19 protein-coding genes and 1 pseudogene are annotated in these 18,999 nt (G+C 58.1%); 7 read left to right on the top strand and 13 right to left on the bottom strand.

The window, feature by feature from the left end:
- Positions 1-10: 10 nt before the first annotated feature.
- From H6B31_RS00145 to H6B31_RS00120, 6 genes are all read right to left on the bottom strand, one after another.
- Positions 11-1,357, bottom strand: coding sequence for a C39 family peptidase (locus H6B31_RS00145; RefSeq protein WP_204896669.1), 1,347 nt, complete (start codon positions 1,355-1,357; stop codon positions 11-13).
- The gene (locus H6B31_RS00140; protein ID WP_204896668.1) at positions 1,357-2,565 is read right to left on the bottom strand and encodes a hypothetical protein; all 1,209 of its coding nucleotides are present in this window, start codon (positions 2,563-2,565) and stop codon (positions 1,357-1,359) included. The genes H6B31_RS00145 and H6B31_RS00140 overlap by 1 nt, the downstream gene beginning before the upstream one ends.
- 27 nt (positions 2,566-2,592) lie before the next feature.
- A complete protein-coding gene (locus H6B31_RS00135) occupies positions 2,593-3,303 on the bottom strand; it encodes a hypothetical protein (protein ID WP_195608013.1) in 711 nt (236 codons plus the stop codon).
- Between the two features lie 158 nt (positions 3,304-3,461).
- Positions 3,462-3,863 (bottom strand): fimbrial protein, encoded by a 402-nt coding sequence (locus H6B31_RS00130; RefSeq protein WP_243418773.1) that lies wholly within the window; start codon positions 3,861-3,863, stop codon positions 3,462-3,464.
- Between the two features lie 230 nt (positions 3,864-4,093).
- Positions 4,094-4,714, bottom strand: coding sequence for a hypothetical protein (locus tag H6B31_RS00125; RefSeq protein ID WP_204801969.1), 621 nt, complete (start codon positions 4,712-4,714; stop codon positions 4,094-4,096).
- A gap of 14 nt (positions 4,715-4,728) precedes the next feature.
- On the bottom strand, positions 4,729-5,793 hold the full coding sequence (locus H6B31_RS00120; RefSeq protein WP_204896667.1) for a hypothetical protein: 1,065 nt from the start codon (positions 5,791-5,793) through the stop codon (positions 4,729-4,731).
- A 454-nt stretch (positions 5,794-6,247) separates the two neighbouring features.
- Here H6B31_RS00120 and H6B31_RS00115 point away from each other — a divergent pair, with 454 nt between their 5' ends.
- The 7 genes and pseudogenes from H6B31_RS00115 to H6B31_RS00085 all read left to right on the top strand — a co-directional run bounded on the left by H6B31_RS00115 (position 6,248) and on the right by H6B31_RS00085 (position 12,954).
- Positions 6,248-6,463 carry a hypothetical protein gene (locus H6B31_RS00115; RefSeq protein WP_195608017.1) on the top strand — a complete coding sequence of 72 codons (216 nt, stop codon included), beginning with the start codon at positions 6,248-6,250 and terminating at the stop codon, positions 6,461-6,463.
- A gap of 46 nt (positions 6,464-6,509) precedes the next feature.
- Positions 6,510-8,264 carry a recombinase family protein gene (locus tag H6B31_RS00110; protein ID WP_204896666.1) on the top strand — a complete coding sequence of 585 codons (1,755 nt, stop codon included), beginning with the start codon at positions 6,510-6,512 and terminating at the stop codon, positions 8,262-8,264.
- A 48-nt stretch (positions 8,265-8,312) separates the two neighbouring features.
- Positions 8,313-8,438, top strand: a pseudogene (locus tag H6B31_RS17030) (alpha/beta-type small acid-soluble spore protein); the annotation flags it as partial.
- Positions 8,439-8,796: 358 nt separating this feature from the next.
- Positions 8,797-9,660 (top strand): transporter substrate-binding domain-containing protein, encoded by an 864-nt coding sequence (locus H6B31_RS00100; protein ID WP_204896665.1) that lies wholly within the window; start codon positions 8,797-8,799, stop codon positions 9,658-9,660.
- A gap of 122 nt (positions 9,661-9,782) precedes the next feature.
- Positions 9,783-10,454, top strand: a complete 672-nt coding sequence (locus tag H6B31_RS00095) for an amino acid ABC transporter permease (protein ID WP_510186747.1) — start codon at positions 9,783-9,785, stop codon at positions 10,452-10,454.
- Positions 10,455-10,470: 16 nt separating this feature from the next.
- On the top strand, positions 10,471-11,256 hold the full coding sequence (locus H6B31_RS00090; protein ID WP_204896664.1) for an amino acid ABC transporter ATP-binding protein: 786 nt from the start codon (positions 10,471-10,473) through the stop codon (positions 11,254-11,256).
- Positions 11,257-11,367: 111 nt separating this feature from the next.
- A complete protein-coding gene (locus H6B31_RS00085) occupies positions 11,368-12,954 on the top strand; it encodes an amidohydrolase (protein ID WP_204896663.1) in 1,587 nt (528 codons plus the stop codon).
- Between the two features lie 56 nt (positions 12,955-13,010).
- On the opposite strand, the gene H6B31_RS00080 is transcribed toward H6B31_RS00085, so the two are convergent.
- From H6B31_RS00080 to H6B31_RS00050, 7 genes are all read right to left on the bottom strand, one after another.
- Positions 13,011-14,300, bottom strand: coding sequence for an O-acetylhomoserine aminocarboxypropyltransferase/cysteine synthase family protein (locus H6B31_RS00080; protein ID WP_204896662.1), 1,290 nt, complete (start codon positions 14,298-14,300; stop codon positions 13,011-13,013).
- Positions 14,301-14,458: 158 nt separating this feature from the next.
- Positions 14,459-14,884, bottom strand: coding sequence for an RrF2 family transcriptional regulator (locus H6B31_RS00075; protein ID WP_204896661.1), 426 nt, complete (start codon positions 14,882-14,884; stop codon positions 14,459-14,461).
- Between the two features lie 176 nt (positions 14,885-15,060).
- Positions 15,061-15,321 (bottom strand): GIY-YIG nuclease family protein, encoded by a 261-nt coding sequence (locus H6B31_RS00070; protein WP_204896660.1) that lies wholly within the window; start codon positions 15,319-15,321, stop codon positions 15,061-15,063.
- Entirely contained in the window at positions 15,321-16,802 is a 1,482-nt protein-coding gene (locus H6B31_RS00065; RefSeq protein ID WP_204896659.1) for a sensor histidine kinase, read from the bottom strand. The genes H6B31_RS00070 and H6B31_RS00065 overlap by 1 nt, the downstream gene beginning before the upstream one ends.
- A 36-nt stretch (positions 16,803-16,838) precedes the next feature.
- On the bottom strand, positions 16,839-17,342 hold the full coding sequence (locus H6B31_RS00060; RefSeq protein ID WP_204896658.1) for an NADPH-dependent FMN reductase family protein: 504 nt from the start codon (positions 17,340-17,342) through the stop codon (positions 16,839-16,841).
- A gap of 590 nt (positions 17,343-17,932) precedes the next feature.
- Entirely contained in the window at positions 17,933-18,316 is a 384-nt protein-coding gene (locus H6B31_RS00055) for a putative periplasmic lipoprotein (protein ID WP_243418772.1), read from the bottom strand.
- 3 nt (positions 18,317-18,319) lie between these two features.
- Entirely contained in the window at positions 18,320-18,997 is a 678-nt protein-coding gene (locus H6B31_RS00050) for a response regulator transcription factor (protein WP_204896657.1), read from the bottom strand.
- Positions 18,998-18,999 lie beyond the last annotated feature (2 nt).

Here is an 18,999-nt window from a genome sequence, read left to right as displayed (position 1 = left end):
TACCTCCATTTCAGCCGATGATCCAAAACGGGCCGCCAGCACTGGCATAACCTGCCTCATCAAGGATAATGGACAGGTCCCACTCCTTGTTGGATCTCTGATAACTTGCAGGGTCTGCGACCAGGATCTTGCCTTCCGAAGTCACACCCCGGAGGACGATGAAATGACCGGAGGACGTAAAATGTCCCTTGGCCATGAGCGCCACAACCAATTTCCCGTCCGCAAGGGCATCAACTATCCTCTGGGGCTCAGAGGGGGTACAGCCTTCGCAGGCGAGGCCCCAGGCCTTTGCAGCACCAGGGATCAGGGAGTGGTAAGAGCCAGACTTGCTGCACCAGTAGCCGTTTTCATAGGCCCACTGCGCCATGTGAGGCGGGTCAACAGTGTCGGACGTCAGGCTGGAGACTACGATCGACATAGCGGTGGGACCGCACGCATAGCCGCCGATGTTGTCGGTGCCATAGGACTCGTCCTTCCATCGCTCATCTAACTGGTTATAGTAAACAACCTGGGTCTCGCCGTCTGTGAATACCACGCCGTCGTATGAAAGACCCATTGCGGAGAACTCAGTATCTGATAGTACCTGATAAGAGCCATCAGAGAGGAACACCGAGAGGTTTTCCGCATAGTTGTCCGCCAGGTCCTTCTGATCTTCACTCAACGCAAAGACATGGTCTGCGAAATACCACTCACCGTTGTAGGTGACTGTATAGACTCGGACAGTGATTGTTGTCTCCTCAACCTCTTCAGAACTGGAATCAGAGCTGGAGTCAGCTTCGACTGTTCTGGTCTCGTCCTTGTAGGTGAAGGAGTAGAGCTGATCGACATGCTGACGCAAAACAGCTTCCAGGTCAGACTGGGAAATGGACTCAACGTCCGTGTCTTTGCTTGCGCAGTACATTGATATGAACTGGTTGGCATTGAACAGGACATCTGCCCCATAGGGGTTATTCACCTCTTTTTCGTCACAGCCAGACGCGGCAAAATCAGCATCGATCCTGGCAAGGACATCAGTCAAGCCTTCCGATAAAATCGTGCTGATGCCCGTGTTCAGGCTTACCATGTTGGCAGAGAGGACCGTGTTATCCACGATTGCATTTGGCTCATCGGTCCCAATTCCAAATAAAGAACCGAAAATGACCACAGGGAGCATCAGTACGATCAGGACTGGCAGAAGGAGCAGGATCGCGATGCCGGCGATCCACTTCTTTGACTCCTTTGCAGCAGCGAGGGCTGCCCCGTGCGCTCCGCCGGTAGCAGCCCCCTTTGCAATATTTGCGATGGCTTTTCCCGTCTTTGCCGCTCCCCGTGCGGAGGCGGCAGACGACTCACCGCTTGTTCTCTGTTCTTCAGGCATCAGACACGATCCTTTCTTTTCGGGATTTGGGGCATCTGCTCCACGATTTTCTCATTGTATTTGATTTTCCCGGAGGCATCCTCATAGGGCGTTTTCTGAACAGTCGGCTGGGCGTACTGCTTGTACCAGCTCTCTCCATCAACTGTCTTGACGACCTCGTAAGGGCCGCTGGGGACCATGTACTGCGAGGCGTTATACATGGCAAATTGACGTTCCTCGCCTCCGCCAGCCGGAGTCTCATAGCCCGTTATGCGGCCGCCGCCAATCTCAACGTCACGAAATGTAGGGGGCTGAGAGGGGATCGGAGCACCTTCTGCTGCAGGGGCCGGTGCCGCTCCGGGAACGGCCTCAGTGGTTTTTTCAACTGCCTCATGTCCCGCTTTCGGGCTGGATGGGATCGTGTTGGGACTTTGGCCCGGAATGGAAGCCCCGCCGGCGGCCCCTCCATCCTGTGTGATGGTGACTTCGCCGTCTTCTCCGATACTGGGGTCGAGTTCTTCTCCAATGACCGTCGCTGCGGCAACTTCTCCTACGGGCGCTGTGGGTACCGCTCCACTACCATCAGTTGCCACCGAGCCGTATCCAAGGTAGTTGGTGAGTGCCTGGGCGGCCTGCTCACCTTTGATGGAGCCGACTGACGCGATATTGCCGGTGGCAACGGCGCCAACGACCTCATTGGCAAACTTCCCTCCGGACGCCATGCTGGAGCCAAACATCGCTCCACCGATGACACTTCCAAGTCCGGAGCCAGTTCCTGTTGCACTCCCAGCTGCGGCATTGCCGGCGGCACGCTTGGCGACTCCGACAAGTCCGCCGCCAGACCCTACGAAAGCCTGACCTGCAGCCTGCCTCGTTGTACTATTAGAACTTGCATGAGAACGGTTAAAGATGTTCCCGGCAGCTCCACTAAGCCCGCTTGCGGCGGCGCCGATCGCTCTGCCTGCAATCAGCAGTTCTGTCAGCATGCTTCCGCCAGTGCGCCCGACATTGACTCCGAGCCCGGCGAGGAAGCTGTCGATCTTCTGACTGATTTTCAAAAAGGCCACCGCGCAGAGGAACCAGAGAAAGATGTTCCCGGCGACAGCCTCGTTGCTGGACGCGGCGATGGCGTTCTCCACTTCCGACTCTTCAATGGCAAATGCTGGCGTGCAGAGTACGAGAGATAGAGCCATAACCGCGCCGCTGACTTTAAGGATGTTTCTTTTCATTCAAGCCTCCAATCTGATTTGGCCGGCCTAAAGGGAAAGCGGGTTTGCGATGAAGTTCCCGACCATGGAGACAAAGAGCCTGAGGCACCAGGCATTCATCACGAGCAGGAACAGTTGGCCTCCGAGCATGCGGCACCATGCACTGAAGATATTGGAGGTGCTCTCGGAAGCACCGGTGGCAAACGCCACCGGCGCCGTGAAAACCAGCACGCCGACCATGATGTACCTCTCCGCTGCTTCGAACAGCAATTTGATGTAGTTCCAGGCCACGATGATCGTGAGGATCAGGACGATCAAGGTCACAGATCCCGATGCCAGGCAGCCGACAATGACCGTCAGCACGCTCGCAAAATTCGCAAACTCGATAGGCGGAAGAGAAGCGTCAACGACCCAAGTGTACGGCGTGCCGGCAAATTGGAGGATGAGTGCCAGGATTTGGTCCGAAAAATAGGCCAGGAACAAAAAGAGGATCGACCGAAGGAGCAGTTTACCGGGGTCCTCCGCACTGAGGCCGATACCTGCGCCATAGTTCTTGAACAATTGCCAGACCAGGTTGAGCAGTATGAACCCAATTCCAATCGCCACGAAGATGTCGTACATCGTCTCCGCAGCAGGGAAATACCGAAGGAATACGGACATATCACAGCCTAATGCGCCGAGCACGGCGCCAGTCGTGAGGTCCAGCAGGTTCATGATCTGTTCAGCGATCCAACCGACAATGCTGTCAAGGATGCCCATGTGAACACCTCCTGGCAGCCATCATTCCCAGAGATCCTTGTCGCTTCGAGGATCGATAGGGATCATGCTGGCGGCAGCAAGACACAGGAAGACCCCGGTGATGACGCCGCCGATCAAGCAAAGCATATTTTTCTTCATCTGTTAGTCCTTTCTCCGCTTCAGGTAGTTGTGGGGGACCAGGTGCCGCCGGTGAAGAAGGGCGAAACGTACGCCATAATAAAGCCCAGGCCGTTGAGAATCGCCCAGGTGATGATGATCCGCTTGAGCCAGGCTCTGGATTCATCCACCGTCCTGCCCGAACGAGAGAAGTTCATCAGCAACAGCGCGATGCTGGCGGTCACGATGGCGGCAATGGTAGAGATACCGAGGATCTGGGTGTAGACATCCTGCATGATCTCAGAAGCTTTGGTCCAGATCGTATCACCGGCGGCGTGCGCCTGGAGCGGAGTAGCGGCTACAGCAGTTGGGATCAGAAACGCAGTATAGAGCGCCCGTCCGATATTGACGTCCTGTACCTTTTTCCGCATCCGCTCAGTCACGGCGTTGATTTTGGTGTGCATGGTGCGATTTGCCTCCTTTACGTTGAAGATTGCCGAAAATGCAAAATGGCCCAGACAGAAAGCGTGACAGTGCGATCAGCCTTCTGCCTGGGCCATTTCAGCCAGCAAAAAAGCCACCTGATAGGTGGCGTCATGGAAGCCTTTGCAATTTTCGACGGTAAAATCATATCACAATGTAACTCTAATAGCAATTCAAGAGCCGTATAAGTTTCCTACATCTTTCGTCTAACTCAATCCGGCAAAAACTGTTTGATGATCTCGATGCAGTCCCGTGCGGTGTATCCCCACAGAATTCGGTCAATTGCGTGGATAGCCGCATTCAGGTAATTATGGTAGGAGGCGATGGACATCGGGAAGCCCATGGAATCCAGCTTATCAATGATGTCCTCCCGGCGTCTGGGCTTGCTGGGGGTGAAGTAAGTCTCATACAGGATCTGATACATCAGTTCTCCCCGGTCGGGATCTTTTCTCACGGAATCCAGAGCAGTCTTGATGATTTCCAGCATGGATTTGCTGCGGATCACGCTTTGGGCATATGCTTCCAGCTTTGTGTTGCTCAGATCGACCCCTGCAAGTTCGGCATTGACCTCCAGAGTGGAGAGACGAGTACCATGCTCCATCTCCATCCGAAGGTTCAGCTCCGACTCGGAGATCTCCACAGCGTAGGCGACTCGGCGGTATTGCTTGAGCAGGTACTTGGTGTTGTGGGTATTATCAATCGGCTGACGGGCAGTCGTCTTCCCCTCCAGCTTTTCCACACCGACGTTCAGGCCTGTGGAGATCTCATCCCGTTTGACCTCTTTTTCTATGGCAAGCGCCGGCCGAAGGGTGCGCTTGGTTTTATTCGGCATATTATCCGCTCCTCTCATTCATTTTTCTTTGGTTTTGGTGGTCCGCGATAAGACCCTTCTGCCAGCTTGCACTTACCCCAGTCTAAGGTGCTATAGAAGATTAAGGGCACTGGCCGGGCAAAAAAAGAATCACACGGTATCCGAAACAACTGTATTTGCAAGGCTTGCGCCCCGACCAGGATCGCTTTTTCACTTGGGACGCCAAGCTGGACATCCACCTGGATATGCCCATTCCCATCAAACTGGTCCGCTGCCTTGGCGATGCCGAGAATTTCTCCTATGCGCTTGAGCTGTAACTCCTCACAGTTTTCGCCGTAAATCATTTCGCGGTAGCGGCACGGGGAGAGAACTGACCCTCGTGAACTGGAAAAGCTCACGCGGCTGATGATGCCGGCGTCTTCAATTTTGAGAATAAACCTTCCAACGCGGGACTTCGACCAGCCCCAGCGGTGGGCGAGGTAACTATATGAAAGTAGTGGCATCCCCTTCATATCCGCATAATAGACCACCGGCATATACTCTGAACCTTTGACTGTCTGATCGTTCAAGATCGTATGGAGCCAAAGATCCATGATGGCGTCCAGTTCACTGAATTGGACCTTGCCCCTTGACCGGCTCGCACGAATCAACTGCCGGCCGACGGGCAGTGGAAAAAAGAAGAACCCGGAGCCCTTATAGCTGTAGTAGTTGTACTCCAGGTGGACACAGTGCCGTTGCCAGTCTCGTATGGAAAAGCGGATCAGTTCCTTTTCTTCATCCAAGACCTCAAACTCCAGGAAGCCGGCATCTTGAAAATAGGCCATGAGTTCCCTCGCCTGGGCCTTGTGATGCACACGCAGGATGCGTGGGAGCGCAGACACCTTGCAGATCCATTGTCCTGGGCCTTCCATGTACTTCTGGTCACCGATCTGCCGCACGTTTGATCTGAAGCACGCATATGAGTACAGAGCCATGAGGCTGAAGAGATGTAGAGTCCCTTCATTTTGGAAGTCCTTGTGGTCATTAAAGTGTCGGAACCATTGTTTCTGGACGCGAGATTTCGGAAATCGGACAAGTTGGCATTTCTGCGTACAGGCCATCCTGCACACCTCCTTTCAAGAATTTAGAATAAATCGATCCCAAGTTCCCTGGTCAAAGGAAGCGCAGGCATTTCAGCCTATACCCATTCTTGTGGGCTATCCGTCCCCCGGTGTGTGGCCTGGCCGGACGAGCGTACCATTATTTTCCCATGCAGTCTTCGCTGTGGGCTTGTCCTCGGCCCTTAACACCTCGCTACGGTGGCTCGAACATGGTGATGTCTTGAGATCGTATGAAATTATCAAGGTACAAGGTGCTGGGGAGTAGTTGAGAGATACAGTTGGGGAGGATTAAAAACCCCCGTAATTTGCCTCTCATAATGCATGGAGAAAAGAGGGGGGGCATATTGCCCCCCCATTTACAAAAAACTTTTTGATTTTTACTATGCAAAAAAAGCCCCCCATTTCTCCCTCCGTTATGAAGGCAAAATTGCCGGACTAACAAGGGGGTATTTGTATGAAACAAACGCCATTAAAAGGCATGAAAAAAACGCCAGCAGCAAACAATAATGCTGGAGGCGAAACAATGCAAGAAACGGAATTCAAAATTGGTGAAGTCACGTATGAAGTTACCCGTGTGTTCAGCGGGGAGAAATCTATGGGTGAGTTGATTGCCGACCGTTTAGTGGAATCCTATTCAGAAAATCCTACCTTTGACGAAGGCCACACTTGAAGCGTATAATGGGCTTCAGTGGGTCGGTTCGTCGGAGGAGGCGAAAATGAGAACCGACGTTTTTAACTTGGCATTTGCATATCTGCGACTCTCAGATGACGAAAAGGAAGGCAAATCTGAATCCGCAAGTATCTCCAATCAGCGCATGATGATCCAAAAATACTGTGAGCAGCATGGAATCATACTGGTTGACGAGTTTGTGGACGATGGTTGGTCTGGTGGAAATTTTGACCGTCCTGCATTCCAGAGGATGCTTCAACAGCTGAAACTTGGAAAAGCCAACATGGTCATCACCAAGGACCTAAGCCGGCTCGGGCGTGATATGCGGGAGTCCAGTTACTATGCCGAGCAGTATTTCCCAGAGCACGGGATACGCTATCTCACGATTTCGGACAATTTCGATACCGAGAATGAGAACATTATGGCCCCCTTCCTGTTTGCCATGAACGAGGTCTACCTGCGGGATGGCTCCCGGAAGGTGAAAGATGTGCTCCGTAGCAAACGAGAGCACGGTCAGTACTGCGCTTGTCCGCCCTATGGGTACCGTAAAGACACGAATGACAACAATAAGCTGGTTCCTGATGAAAGCACAGCTCCGGTCGTTCAGCGCATATTTGATCAGGCTGCCAATCGCGGCGATTCAGCGAGAAAGATTGCTTCAGATCTGAATGCTGATGGAGTTATTCCGCCGTTGAAGTATCGCGTTATGTACCGCGATAAGTTCACGCCAAAGGGTGCTGCACGAGCAAGCGATTTATGGAATTACACTACCGTCAAGCGTATCCTAAAAAGCAAGGTGTATCTTGGCCATACTATCCTTGGGAAAAGCCGCAAGGTAAGCTTGAAATCGAAGAAGAAGGTGCCTGTTCCCAAGGACGATTGGGCGGTGACGATGAACACACATCCACCCTTGGTTTCAGTGGAAACTTACGAAAAAGCCCAAAGAAACCTTGGCCGAGGTGCAAAGAACTATCTGCAGTATGAGCATGTGCGCAAGAGTATTTTCGGTGGAATCGCTGTATGTGCGAAGTGTGGTTACTCACTCTGTTCCAGTGGTACGGTGTATAAGGGGGAGCGAGAAAAATATTGGTTTCTTTCATGCACCCACCAACGTCAAGATATTGCCAACCCATGTTCAGGAGTTCGCATAAGGTACGCCGATCTCGTGGAGATCGTTAAGCGAGATCTCAACGAGCTTCTGAATATGACTGACGAAGGAATCGATGAGTTAGTAAAAGCTGCACTGGAGAGCTCCGGAAACGCTGATATGCTTAAAGCAAAGAAAGCGCAGTTGCAGGCGGCGGAGGCGAGGCTGCTGACCATAGATAAGATGGTAGGAAAGCTTTATGCCGACAACGCTGAAGGCCGTATTGATGATGATAGACTTCGCCGAATGGTTTCGGATTTGGAAAAAGAGTCTGTTACTTTGAAATCGACTATTGCGCAGCTCAACCATTTGACCAAGCCGGATGCGATTAAGAAAGACTATGAGCGTTTCTTTGATATGGCCAAGCAGTATACGCACATCGAAGAGCTCACTCGGGACACGCTATTGACTTTCGTTGATCGAATCGAGATTGGTCCCAAAATTCTCCCTGATGGAACTTCAAAAGTCACTCATCGAAATCAGCCTTACCGGCAGAGTGTTCGCATCTTTTACCGCTTTATTGGTGAGGTCAAGAGAGAGGCAACCCGTGATTTACCCATTGGAGCAACTGGAGCCGCTCCCAGCACACAGGTGGGTGTCTCCATCTTAAACGGCACCGAAGTTGTTGATGGCGCACAAAACCACGCTTCGTGAATTGTGCATTATGCAGACGATTTTGGCTGTTAATAAGGAGAAAGAACATCAAGGGAGGTGGGCGTCACCCTGAAGCAGGGCTACAACGGCGATCTGACCAGCAAGCAGGCCGGCTCTGTTGGGGGCCAGATGGTGAAAAAGATGATCGAGTCCTACGAGAACGGCCTGAAGTGAGCGCTTCAAGCTGGGCATAAGCCGCCTAATGATTAGGTGAGCGCAGCCGGGTATGCCATCCCCAAGAGGGGGAGAGCTGTCATTTGGAGCTGAACGATCAACTCTCATGACAGGTTTCCTCCGGCCGGGGTGGACATGCCCGGCTTTTTCTGCTAGGATGACAGTGTTTGTCCTGCTTTGAAGCGGACGAACGAAAACGTCTAATTATCACAAAAACTACACGGAATTTTTGGTGGAAACGGAAAAGACTTTTGGGGACCGGAAATAATTCTTTACAATATTACATTAGCGTGCTAAAATGTGAAAGCAAGAAGGGGCTATCCCCCGACCTTACCACATGATATTGGAGGTTCGAACGATGAAAAAGACTCTGTCTCTTGCACTTGCTTTGACAATGGCACTCTCCCTCGCCGCCTGCGGCAACAGCGGCGGTTCTTCTTCCTCTGCTCCCGCAGACGCCTCCGGCAGCTCCAGCCAGGCGAATAGCAGCACTTCCAGCAGTTCCGCCAACACCGAGAGCGACCTGGCTTATGTCCAGGACAAGGGCACCCTGGTGGTGGGCATCACCGAGTTTGAGCCCATGGACTATCAGAACACGGACGGCGAGTGGATCGGCTTTGACGCCGACTTGGCCAAGGAGTTTGCTGAGAGCCTGGGCGTGACCGTTGAATTTCAGCTGATTGACTGGGACAACAAGGTCATGGAGCTGGACGGCAAGACTATTGATGTCGTGTGGAACGGCATGACCCTCACCGAGGACGTGCTGGCCGCCATGGAGTGTTCCCAGCCCTATCTGATCAACCAGCAGGTGGTGGTGGTTCCTGCCGATGTGGCGGAGGACTATCAGACAGAGGAGAGCTTGGCTGACCTGAACTTTGCCGTTGAGATCGGTTCTGCCGGATGCGAGGTGGCCCAGGCCAACGGATACAGCTACACAGAAGTGGCCGACCAGGCGACCGCCCTGCTGGAGGTTGCCTCCGGCACCGCCGACGCCGCCATCATCGATTCTCTGATGGCCGGTGCGATGATTGGTGAGGGAACCAGTTACGCGGATATGACCTCCACTGTGGCCCTCACCAGCGAGGAGTACGGAGTCGGTTTCCGCAAGGGCTCCGACTTGGCCGCCGCCCTCAATGAGTTCCTGAGCAGCAAGTACGCCGATGGGTCCATCCAGACTTTGGCGGAGACTTACGGGGTGCAGGACGCCCTGGTGCAGGAGTAAGACGCCCCTCCCCGGAAATTGAATGCATAACCCAAAAGCAGAGGCTCTGTCCTCTGCTTTTGGCCGGCTTTCTGGCCTCTTTTCTCTACTAAGATATCACCGAAAAGGATGATTCCATGGACATGTTTTTGACGGTCATTGGGGCTCTGAACGAGGGCTTCCTACAGACTTTGAAGTTGTTTTTTGTGACGCTTATCGGCGCGCTCCCGCTGGGCCTGATTATCTCCTTTGGCTCCATGAGCCGGTTTACCCCTCTGCGCTGGCTGACCAGAACTGTGGTCTGGATTATCCGGGGCACGCCTCTGATGCTGCAGCTGCTGATCCTCTTCTTTGTGCCCGGCATTGTCCTGGAAAGCGGAAGTCCCTGGCCCAGCGGAGAATCGGGGCGGTTTTTAGCCTCTGCCATCGCGTTCATCATCAACTACGCCTGCTACTTCTCGGAGATCTTCCGGGGCGGGATTCAGGGCGTCCCTGTGGGACAGCAGGAGGCGGGGCAGGTGCTGGGCATGACCAAGTCCCAAATCTTTTTCCATGTTACCCTTTTACAGATGGTGAAGCGCATTATGCCCCCCCTGTCCAACGAGATCATTACGCTGGTGAAGGATACCTCTCTGGCGCGGATCATCTCTCTGCAGGAGGTCATCTGGGCCGGTTACGCCTTCATCAAGAGCTCCCACGGCTACTCTGGCCTGGTTTGGCCCCTGTTCTTCACCGGGGTCTACTACCTGGTCTTTAACGGGGCGCTGACCCTGCTGTTTGGCTGGATTGAGAAGAAGCTGAGCTATTTCCGCTGAGAGAGAGGGAGACCACATGGCTGTTTTGGAAGTACATAACATTGAAAAGAACTTTGGCGCCACCAAGGTCCTGGAGGACATCAGCTTTGAACTGGAGCAGGGCCAGGCCCTGGCTATCATCGGTTCCTCCGGTTCCGGCAAGACCACCCTCCTCCGGTGCCTGAATTTTCTGGAGACCCCCGACCAAGGGAAGATCATCGTTCAGGGCAAGACCCTGTTCGACGCCGCTGATCCCAACACCCAGAAGGAGAGCGAGGTACGGAAAAAGCGCCTCCACTTCGGCCTGGTGTTCCAGTCCTTCAACCTGTTCCCCCAGTACACCGCCCTGAAAAACGTCACCCTGGCTAAGGAGCTGCTGGCTCAGGAGCAGCCCGACTATAAGAGTCGGAAAAAAGAAATTCTGGCGGAGATCGAGGCGGAGGGCCGGGAATTATTGGCCAAGATGGGGCTGGCGGACCGGGCGGGGCACTACCCCCACCAGCTCTCCGGCGGGCAGCAGCAGCGGGTGGCCATCGCCCGGGCCCTGGCCCTTCACCCGGATATCCTCTGCTTTGACGAGCCCACCTCCGCCCTGGACCCGGAGCTCACCGGCGAGGTGCTGAAGGTCATCCGGGGCCTGGCGGAGCAGAAGACCACCATGATCATCGTTACCCACGAGATGGCCTTCGCCCGGGACGTGGCCGATCAGGTGATCTTCATGGACGGCGGGGTCATCGTGGAGCAGGGCGACGCCCGGCAGGTGATCGAGAACCCCCAGCAGGAGCGCACCCGTCAGTTCCTGTCCCGGTATTCCGAAAATTGACGCCCAGACAAAACGCGGACCGTTTTTTGCGGTCCGCGTTTTTGAATTTCTCTGGCCTTTTTTCGAGAATCCTGTATAATGGGAACTACCAAGACGCGGGAGGAGACCGACATGCGCAGACTTTGGTGCCACGGCAAGGTGGACTCTATGGCCCGCCCCATGCGCCGCTGTGAGGCCGTTGGGGTGGAGAACGAAACCATTGTATTTCTGGGGACCGACCAGGAGGCCCTGACCCAAAACTGGGATGAGATCATCGACCTGGAGGGGAGGCAGATGCTCCCCGGCTTCTCGGACACCCACATGCATCTGCTCCACTATGTGCTGTTTCAGAAGAATCTGGCCCTGTTTGGGGTGGACTCCATCGAGTCCATCGTCCGCATGGGCCGGGAGCGGATCGCCCAAAACCATCCCACCTGCCTGCTGGGCATGGGCTGGAACCAGGAGCACCTGGCAGAGGGGCGCATGCCCGAGCGGCGGGACCTGGACCGCATCTCCACTGAAATCCCCATCTGCCTGCTGCGGGTGTGCGCCCACATCGCCGCCTGCAACACCGCCATGGTGGAGCGGCTGACAGAGATTCGGGACCAGGTGCCCCCGGCGGTGTGGGAGAAGGTGGATGTGGAGCACGGCTTCCTCCGGGAGGAGGCCATGCGCCTCTATATGGAGATCATCCCCCCGGAGAGCGACCAGGAGATCCGGGATATGATCCGGAGCGGGGCGGCCGACCTGAACGCCGCCGGGATCACCTGCGTCCACTCCGACGACCTGCAGGTGCTCTCCGGGACCAGTCCCGCCCACCTGGTGGAGCTGTTTCGGGCGATGGAGCGGGACGGGGAGCTCACCGTCCGGGTGTACGAGCAGTGCCTGGTGGAGCCGGAGGACTTTGAGGCCTTCCAGGCCCTGCGCAGCGACCCTGGGGACCGGACCAGCCTGTTCCGCACTGGCCCCAGAAAACTGCTCCAGGACGGCTCCCTGGGGGCCAAGTCGGCGGAGATGATTGCCGGCTATGTGGACGAGCCGGACAACCACGGCATTCCCATCCACACGGAGGAGGAGCTGTATGAGCTGATCCGGGCGGCCCACCGCCGGAGAATGGACGTGGCCGTCCACGCCATCGGGGACCTTGCCCTGCAGAAGGTGTGTGACGCGGTGGAGCGGGTCCAGCGGGAGGACCCCTGGCCCCGGGCCCGCCACGGGGTGGTCCACGCCCAGACCACCTCCCCCGCCCTGCTGGAGCGGATGAAGGCATGGAACCTCCAGGCCTATATCCAGCCCATCTTCATTGAGGCGGACATGGAGATCATTGCCCAGCGGGTGGGGGAGGCCCACGCCCGGGAGTGCTACAACTGGAAATCCATGCTGGAACTGGGGATACACGTCAGCGGCGGCTCCGACTGCCCCGTGGAGCCCTTTAACATCCTGGACAACCTGCGCGCGGCGGTGACCCGGCAGAACCGGGCGGGGGCGAAAACCTATCTGCCCGAGCAGGCCCTCACGGTGGAGGAGGGGCTGCGGCTGTTCACCTCCGACGCCGCCTGGGCCAGCCGGGACGAGGCGGTCCGGGGCACCCTGGAGGTGGGCAGGCTGGCTGACCTGGTGGTGCTGGACGGGGACCTGTTCCATATGGACCCGGCGGATTTCCCGAAGGTGAAGGTCGTGGAGACGGTGCTCAACGGAAAAACGGTTTTTCACGCATAAAATACGCATAAAACAAGACAAAATCGGCGCGGCCCTGATGGGCCGCGCCAATGTATTTATACGGATTCCAGGGCCTGCGCCAGGTCGGCTAGCAGGTCGTCCCCGTGCTCGGTGCCGATGGACAGCCGGACGGTGCCGGGGAGAATCCCCTGCTCCGCCTGCTCCTCCGGAGGCAGCTGGGCGTGGGTGGTGGTGGCCGGGTGGATGACCAGGCTCTTGGAGTCGGCCACGTTGGCCAGCAGGGAGAACAGCTTCAGGTGGTCCAGGAAGCGGAAGGCCCCCTCCTGCCCCCCTTTCAGGTCCACGGTGAAGATGGAGCCGCCGCCCCGGGGAAAATACCGCCGGTACAGTTCGTGGTCCGGGTGGCTCGGGAGGGAGGGGTGGTTGACCCGCTCCACCTTGGGGTGGCGGGAGAGATACTCCACCACCTTCCGGGTGTTCTCGGCGTGACGGTCCAGGCGGAGGGACAGGGTCTCGATCCCCTGGAGCAGAAGAAAAGCGTTGAAGGGGGAGATGGCCGCCCCGGTGTCCCGCAGCAGGATGGCCCGGACGTAGGTGGTCAGGGCGGCGGGACCGGCGGCGTCCGCGAAGCAGACCCCGTGGTAGCTGGGGTTGGGCGCCCCGATGGGGGCGAAGCGGCCGGAGGCCTTCCAGTCAAAGGTTCCCCCGTCCACGATGATCCCGCCCAGGGTGGTGCCGTGGCCCCCTAAAAATTTGGTGGCGGAGTGGACCACCACATCGGCCCCGTGTTCGATGGGCCGGATGAAGTAGGGGGTGCCGAAGGTGTTGTCCACCACCAGGGGGATGCCGTGGCGGTGGGCGATGGCGGCAATGGCGTCCAGATCGGGGAGGTCGCTGTTGGGGTTGCCCAGAGTCTCCAGGTAGACCGCCTTGGTGTTGGGGCGGATGGCCCCCTCCACCTCCGCCAGGTCGTGGGCGTCCACAAAGGTTGCGGTAATTCCAAAGGGGGGCAGGGTGTTGGCCAGCAGGTTATAGGTGCCGCCGTAGATGGTCTTCTGGGCCACGATGTGGTCCCCCGCCTGGGCCAGGGCCTGGATGGTATAGGTGATGGCGGCGGCGCCGGAGGCCACCGCCAGGGCGGCGCTTCCCCCCTCCAGGGCGGCCATCCGCCGCTCCAGCACCTCCTGGGTGGGATTGGTGAGGCGGCCGTAGATGTTGCCTGGCTCCTCCAGGGCAAAGCGGGCGGCGGCGTGGGCGGCGTCCGGGAAGACGTAGGCGGCGGTCTGATAGATGGGGACCGCCCGGGCGCCGGTGGCCGGGTCGGGGTTCTCCTGTCCGGCGTGGAGCTGGAGAGTCTCAAAGTGATAGGCGGGGTTCTGGGCCATGGGAAGCATCCTTTCTGTATCTGGGAAGTGGGCGGCCGGGGAGAGATCAACCCTGCCCCGGAATATGTAGGGCAGTATACCATCGAAAACCAATTAAGTCAATGGGTAATAGAAAAGAAAAGCGTGCCGCCCATCAGGGCGGCACGCTTGGAGGCGGGTCAGAGGACCGCCTCCTCCTCTTTGGGGCAGATCAGGTCGGCCAAGGTTACGCCGTCCAGATAGTCGTTGATGAGCTTGTCCAGCTCTCTCCACATGGGGAGGGTCCGGCAGTCCTCCGCCCGGTCGCAGCTGCGGCTGTCCAGCCCGGGACAGCCCACGGGGGCCAGCCCCCCCTCGGTCAGGCGCAGGATGCTGCCCACGGTGTACTCCTCCGGGGAGCGGGTCAGGCGGTAGCCGCCCCCCTTGCCCCGGACGCCCACCAGGTCGCCGTTTCGGGTCAGCAGCTTTACGATGCTTTCCAGATATTTCTCGGAAATATCCTGCCGGGCGGCGATCTCTTTCAGGGGGATGTACAATCCGTCATCGTGCTCCGCTAAGTCGATCATCACCCGCAGAGCGTAGCGGCCCTTTGTGGAAACCATCATAGCAGTCGTCACTCCTTTGGTGTCGAATGGTCGGTGTTATTATGCCACATGGTTTTTTGAATTTCAAGAGCCTTTTCCCGCCAAAATCCAAGGACAAAAGGGAGAAAAACCCGGACATTCAGCATAAATGTTCGCAAAAGCGGGCGGGCCGCAGTACGGACCCGCCCGTCGGGCGTTCAGATCGGACCTTGGGAGACAAACGATTGAATCAGGGAGAGTTTTTCCGCCCGGGAGAGCCGCTTTATGGCGCATTCCCGCCGGAGGGCAGAAGATTTGTTGGAGAAATTTTCCCAGTAGACCAGATCCACCGGGAGGCGGCTCCGGGTGTATTTTGCCCCCTTTCCGGCGTTATGGGCGGTCAGGCGGCGGGCCAGGTCGTTGGTGAAGCCGGTGTACAGGGTGCCGTCCGCACAGCGGAGGAGATAGACGTAGTACATTATCCCGCCGCCTCCTCCGCCGGGGGTATTTGATCGGCGGGCAGCAGGAAGGAAATCCGGGTGCCGACCCCCTCCCGGGAGACCACCTCAAACCAGCCTCCGTGGCGGTCGATGATCCACTTGGCGATGGACAGTCCCAGGCCGGTGCCGCCGGTCTTTCGATCCCGGGACTGGTCGGTGCGGTAGAAGCGGTCGAAGATGTGGGGGATGCCCTCGGGGGAGATGCCCATGCCCTCGTCCTGGACGGTGACCCGGGCGTGGCCGTCCAGCACCATCACCCGCAGATAGATGCGGCTGTCCGGAGCGCTGTACTTCACGCTGTTGTCCATCAAAATCCGCATCACCTGCTTGATGAGCCCCTGGTCGGCGTACACCGGCACCGGCTCCTCCCCCCACCGGGGCAGGAAGATGCGGTCCTCGTGGATCATCTCCTCCTCCCGCAGCACCTCCCCGGCCAGAGCCGTGAGGTCGAAGTGGGTGCGCTTCACCGGCTGGGTGTCGTTGTCCCCTCGGGCCAGGAACAGCAGCTGCTCTACCAGGTTCTCCATGGACTTGGCCTCGGAGCGGATGGCGTTGATGGACTCCTGGAGGGCCTCCGGGTCGTCCTTGCCCCACCGGTCCAGAAGGGAGGCGTAGCCCTGGATGACGGCAATGGGGGTGCGCAGCTCGTGGCTGGCGTCGGAGACGAAGCGCATCTGGGCGCTGTACGCCTTGTTGATCCGGTCCAGCATGGCGTTGATGGCCTGGGCCAGGGAGCGCAGCTCCTTCTGGGTGGCGGGCAGGTCGATGCGGCTGTCCAGATGGGTGGCGTTGATTTTCTCCAGCTCCCCCGCCAGGGCCTCCAGCTCCTGTCGGGACATGTGGGTCATGGAGTTGAGCCGGGAGGCGGTGGCGGCCAGATCCTGGATGGGCTTTAGGATCTTGTGGATGGACCGGTTATTCCGAAACAGCCCGGTGATCAGGGACAGCCCCTCGCACACCAGCAGGACGATCCCCGCCCAGTAGAGCGTGCTGGAGATGCCGGACAGGTCCACCGTGATAGCATAGGGCTCTCCGTTGTTGGGCAGTACGATGGTGTAGTAGGAGGAGAGGTCCCAGGAGCGGGTGCCGCCCTCCAGCTCCGGATACTGAGGGAGGAAGGGGATTGGGAGGAGCGAGTACCCCGCTGCAGTCTCCTCGGAGAAGGAAGGCATTTCTCTCAAGGGGATGATGGTGTAGTCGCTGGCCTCCATCCAGGGGATGGTGTCGGCGGAGGGGACGCCCCGCTCCTCCACCAGGGCGGCCACCGTGGCGCACCGGTTCTCCGCATAGAGAAACAGCCCGGCGGTAGCCATGAAGAGCAGCAGCAGATCCATCACCAGAAAAATCACCAGCTGCCGGAAGAAAAAGCCGAAGTTCAGGCGAAAGACCAGGGAGGACTTGGCGCCGCTCAGGGGGTCCTGGGACGGGGGGGCTTGAAAGCGGTGCTTCCGCTGGGGCATGGCGTTCCCTCCTTTTTGTTGAAATTCAGGGGAAGATTACTGCTTGGACAGCCAATTCTGGAGGGACGGCAGGTTGTCCGGGGAGACAAAGCTGCCCCCGTGGAGCAGCATATCCAGCATGGCCTCCTCCCGGGGCGTGCGGTCCGCCCCCTTGGCCTGGAGCTCTCTCCGGATAGAGCGGGTCACCAGATTGACCATGGCCCGGGTCATGGGATTCACCCGGTCCGGGGCCCAGCCGCCCTGGAGATAGAAGACAGGCAGGTCCCCCAGCTGATTGCCCTGGCGCAGCTTCTCCGGCAGCTCCGGAGAGGGCAGGGACATCCCAACCCCGCACACGCCTCGGAGAAGAAAGGCCTTTCGGGCCCGCTCCAGGCCCACGATCCGGCCGGCGGACAGGGGGCCCAGGAACAGAACCGGCGTGCCGGAGGAGAGCTTCTGCTCCGCCTCCTTCAGAGGGAGGACCTCCACGTGCTCCGATGCTCCCAGCATTTCAGCGTACTGTTTGGTGAAGCCGGTTTTGGACTGATAGACGATGGTCATGTTGTTTCTGCTCCTTTCGGTGGGGGATTTCGCCGCCTTCTTCGCACTTTTGTAGGGGCGGCCCCGTGTGGCCGCCCGTTCCCCGTGGGGTGCGACGCCCGTAGGGCGCGGCCTCCTGGACGCGCCGCTCCGGTGGTTTTCCGCGGGGAGATTTCGCCGCCTGCGGGCGGCGACCTTCTTTTTCCGTGGCGAAAAAGAAGGCAAAACGCCCCCGAGGACGCGTCCGATGGGCTACGGCTGCGCTTCGCTCCGCCTAGGCCCATAGGCCGCTTTCCCCGGACCCCTGTTACGGGAGATGTTCTCCTGTAAACGCGTGGAAAATTTCCGGCGCGCAAAATTTGAGTGGGTGTCTAAATCTCCGCCGGGCCACTGGGCCCTGGGTTTGCAAAAATTTACGCCGTTGCGGTTCATCTTCTGCGCCTGGCTTTGCCGAGCCAACGCTCCTGGTTTGTTTTCCGCTGTAGGGGCGGCCTTTGGCCGCCCGTCGTGAGGGGACCGTTTCCCATGTAGGGGCGGCACACTGGGCCGCCCGGCGGCTCCGGTCTCGTTTGGGCTTTGCCTGAGAAGGTAAGCTCTTGGCGATGAATTCCTCACAGGCCGGAGTTGTCCCGCCTCACGAAACTGACGCTCCCCCGGGCCTGTTCTCCGGTGACGGTAATGTTATATTCCCCGTCCTCTGGAATTTCCAAGGAGAACTGCCCGGTGGGGACGTCCTCCCGGGCATACAGAGGCGGCGCTCCCTCCTTTTGGATGTTCACCGACACGGTTCCGGAGGTGCTGACCACAGCCACGTCCAAGGCATCTCCGGCCTCCAGGGACAGGGTCTGCCCGTCGGTGGTATTGAGGACGGTATACTCCATCAAAAATTGGCTGTCGTTCCCGGTGCGGCTCCCATTGAAGGTGGGAGCGGAGCATCCCGAGAGAAACAGCGTCAGAATCAAGGCAGCCAGAGCGCTGCGGCCAAATAAGTTCAAAGGTCAGTCCTCCCGAATCACATAGCCCACGCCCCGCACGGTGTGGATGAGCTTGATGCCGAAGGCCTCGTCGATCTTGCTGCGCAGAAAGCGGATATACACGTCCACCGAGTTGGTCTCCCCCACGAAGTCGAAGCCCCACACGCTGTCCAGCAGGGCCTCCCGGGAGAGAACCCGGCCCTTGTTCTCCAGCAGGTGGTGGAGCAGGTCGAACTCCTTCTTAGTGAGCTCCACCCCCTGGCCCTTGACGGTGACCGAGTGCTTGTCCACGTCCATCTCCAGGGGACCGGCCGAGAGAACCGCGCCGGCCCGGGCGCTGGAGCGCTTGCGCAGGGCGGCCCGGATGCGGGCCAGCAGTTCCTCAATGGCGAAGGGCTTGGTGATATAGTCGTCCGCCCCGGAGTCCAGGCCGGACACCTTGTCGATGACGCTGTCCCGGGCGGTGAGCATGATCACCGGCATGTCGCTCTCCCGCCGCAGGCGGCGGAGCACCTCCATCCCCGACAGCTGGGGCAGCATGATGTCCAGCAGCACCAGGTCGTACTTCCCGGACAGGGCCTCCTCCAGGCCGCTGCGGCCGTCAAAGGCTTTGGTCACCTCATAGCCCTCATAGCGCAGTTCCATCTCCACCATGCGGGCCAGCTTTTCCTCATCCTCCACCAGAAGGATCTTCTCTGCCATTT

Origin of the sequence: Pseudoflavonifractor capillosus (genome assembly GCF_016899775.1) — a bacterium.
In the GTDB taxonomy this organism is placed as follows: Bacteria; Bacillota; Clostridia; order Oscillospirales; family Oscillospiraceae; genus Lawsonibacter.
This window is presented reverse-complemented; position numbering and strand designations above follow the sequence as displayed.

Bases quoted from the DNA above. Each gene is read 5' to 3' on its own strand.
- H6B31_RS00145 (WP_204896669.1), bottom strand. From the start codon at position 1,357: ATGCCTGAAGAACAGAGAACAAGCGGTGAGTCGTCTGCCGCCTCCGCA.
- H6B31_RS00140 (WP_204896668.1), bottom strand. From the start codon at position 2,565: ATGAAAAGAAACATCCTTAAAGTCAGCGGCGCGGTTATGGCTCTATCT.
- H6B31_RS00135 (WP_195608013.1), bottom strand. From the start codon at position 3,303: ATGGGCATCCTTGACAGCATTGTCGGTTGGATCGCTGAACAGATCATG.
- H6B31_RS00130 (WP_243418773.1), bottom strand. From the start codon at position 3,863: ATGCACACCAAAATCAACGCCGTGACTGAGCGGATGCGGAAAAAGGTA.
- H6B31_RS00125 (WP_204801969.1), bottom strand. From the start codon at position 4,714: ATGCCGAATAAAACCAAGCGCACCCTTCGGCCGGCGCTTGCCATAGAA.
- H6B31_RS00120 (WP_204896667.1), bottom strand. From the start codon at position 5,793: ATGGCCTGTACGCAGAAATGCCAACTTGTCCGATTTCCGAAATCTCGC.
- H6B31_RS00115 (WP_195608017.1), top strand. From the start codon at position 6,248: ATGAAACAAACGCCATTAAAAGGCATGAAAAAAACGCCAGCAGCAAAC.
- H6B31_RS00110 (WP_204896666.1), top strand. From the start codon at position 6,510: ATGAGAACCGACGTTTTTAACTTGGCATTTGCATATCTGCGACTCTCA.
- H6B31_RS00100 (WP_204896665.1), top strand. From the start codon at position 8,797: ATGAAAAAGACTCTGTCTCTTGCACTTGCTTTGACAATGGCACTCTCC.
- H6B31_RS00095 (WP_510186747.1), top strand. From the start codon at position 9,783: ATGTTTTTGACGGTCATTGGGGCTCTGAACGAGGGCTTCCTACAGACT.
- H6B31_RS00090 (WP_204896664.1), top strand. From the start codon at position 10,471: ATGGCTGTTTTGGAAGTACATAACATTGAAAAGAACTTTGGCGCCACC.
- H6B31_RS00085 (WP_204896663.1), top strand. From the start codon at position 11,368: ATGCGCAGACTTTGGTGCCACGGCAAGGTGGACTCTATGGCCCGCCCC.
- H6B31_RS00080 (WP_204896662.1), bottom strand. From the start codon at position 14,300: ATGGCCCAGAACCCCGCCTATCACTTTGAGACTCTCCAGCTCCACGCC.
- H6B31_RS00075 (WP_204896661.1), bottom strand. From the start codon at position 14,884: ATGATGGTTTCCACAAAGGGCCGCTACGCTCTGCGGGTGATGATCGAC.
- H6B31_RS00070 (WP_204896660.1), bottom strand. From the start codon at position 15,321: ATGTACTACGTCTATCTCCTCCGCTGTGCGGACGGCACCCTGTACACC.
- H6B31_RS00065 (WP_204896659.1), bottom strand. From the start codon at position 16,802: ATGCCCCAGCGGAAGCACCGCTTTCAAGCCCCCCCGTCCCAGGACCCC.
- H6B31_RS00060 (WP_204896658.1), bottom strand. From the start codon at position 17,342: ATGACCATCGTCTATCAGTCCAAAACCGGCTTCACCAAACAGTACGCT.
- H6B31_RS00050 (WP_204896657.1), bottom strand. From the start codon at position 18,997: ATGGCAGAGAAGATCCTTCTGGTGGAGGATGAGGAAAAGCTGGCCCGC.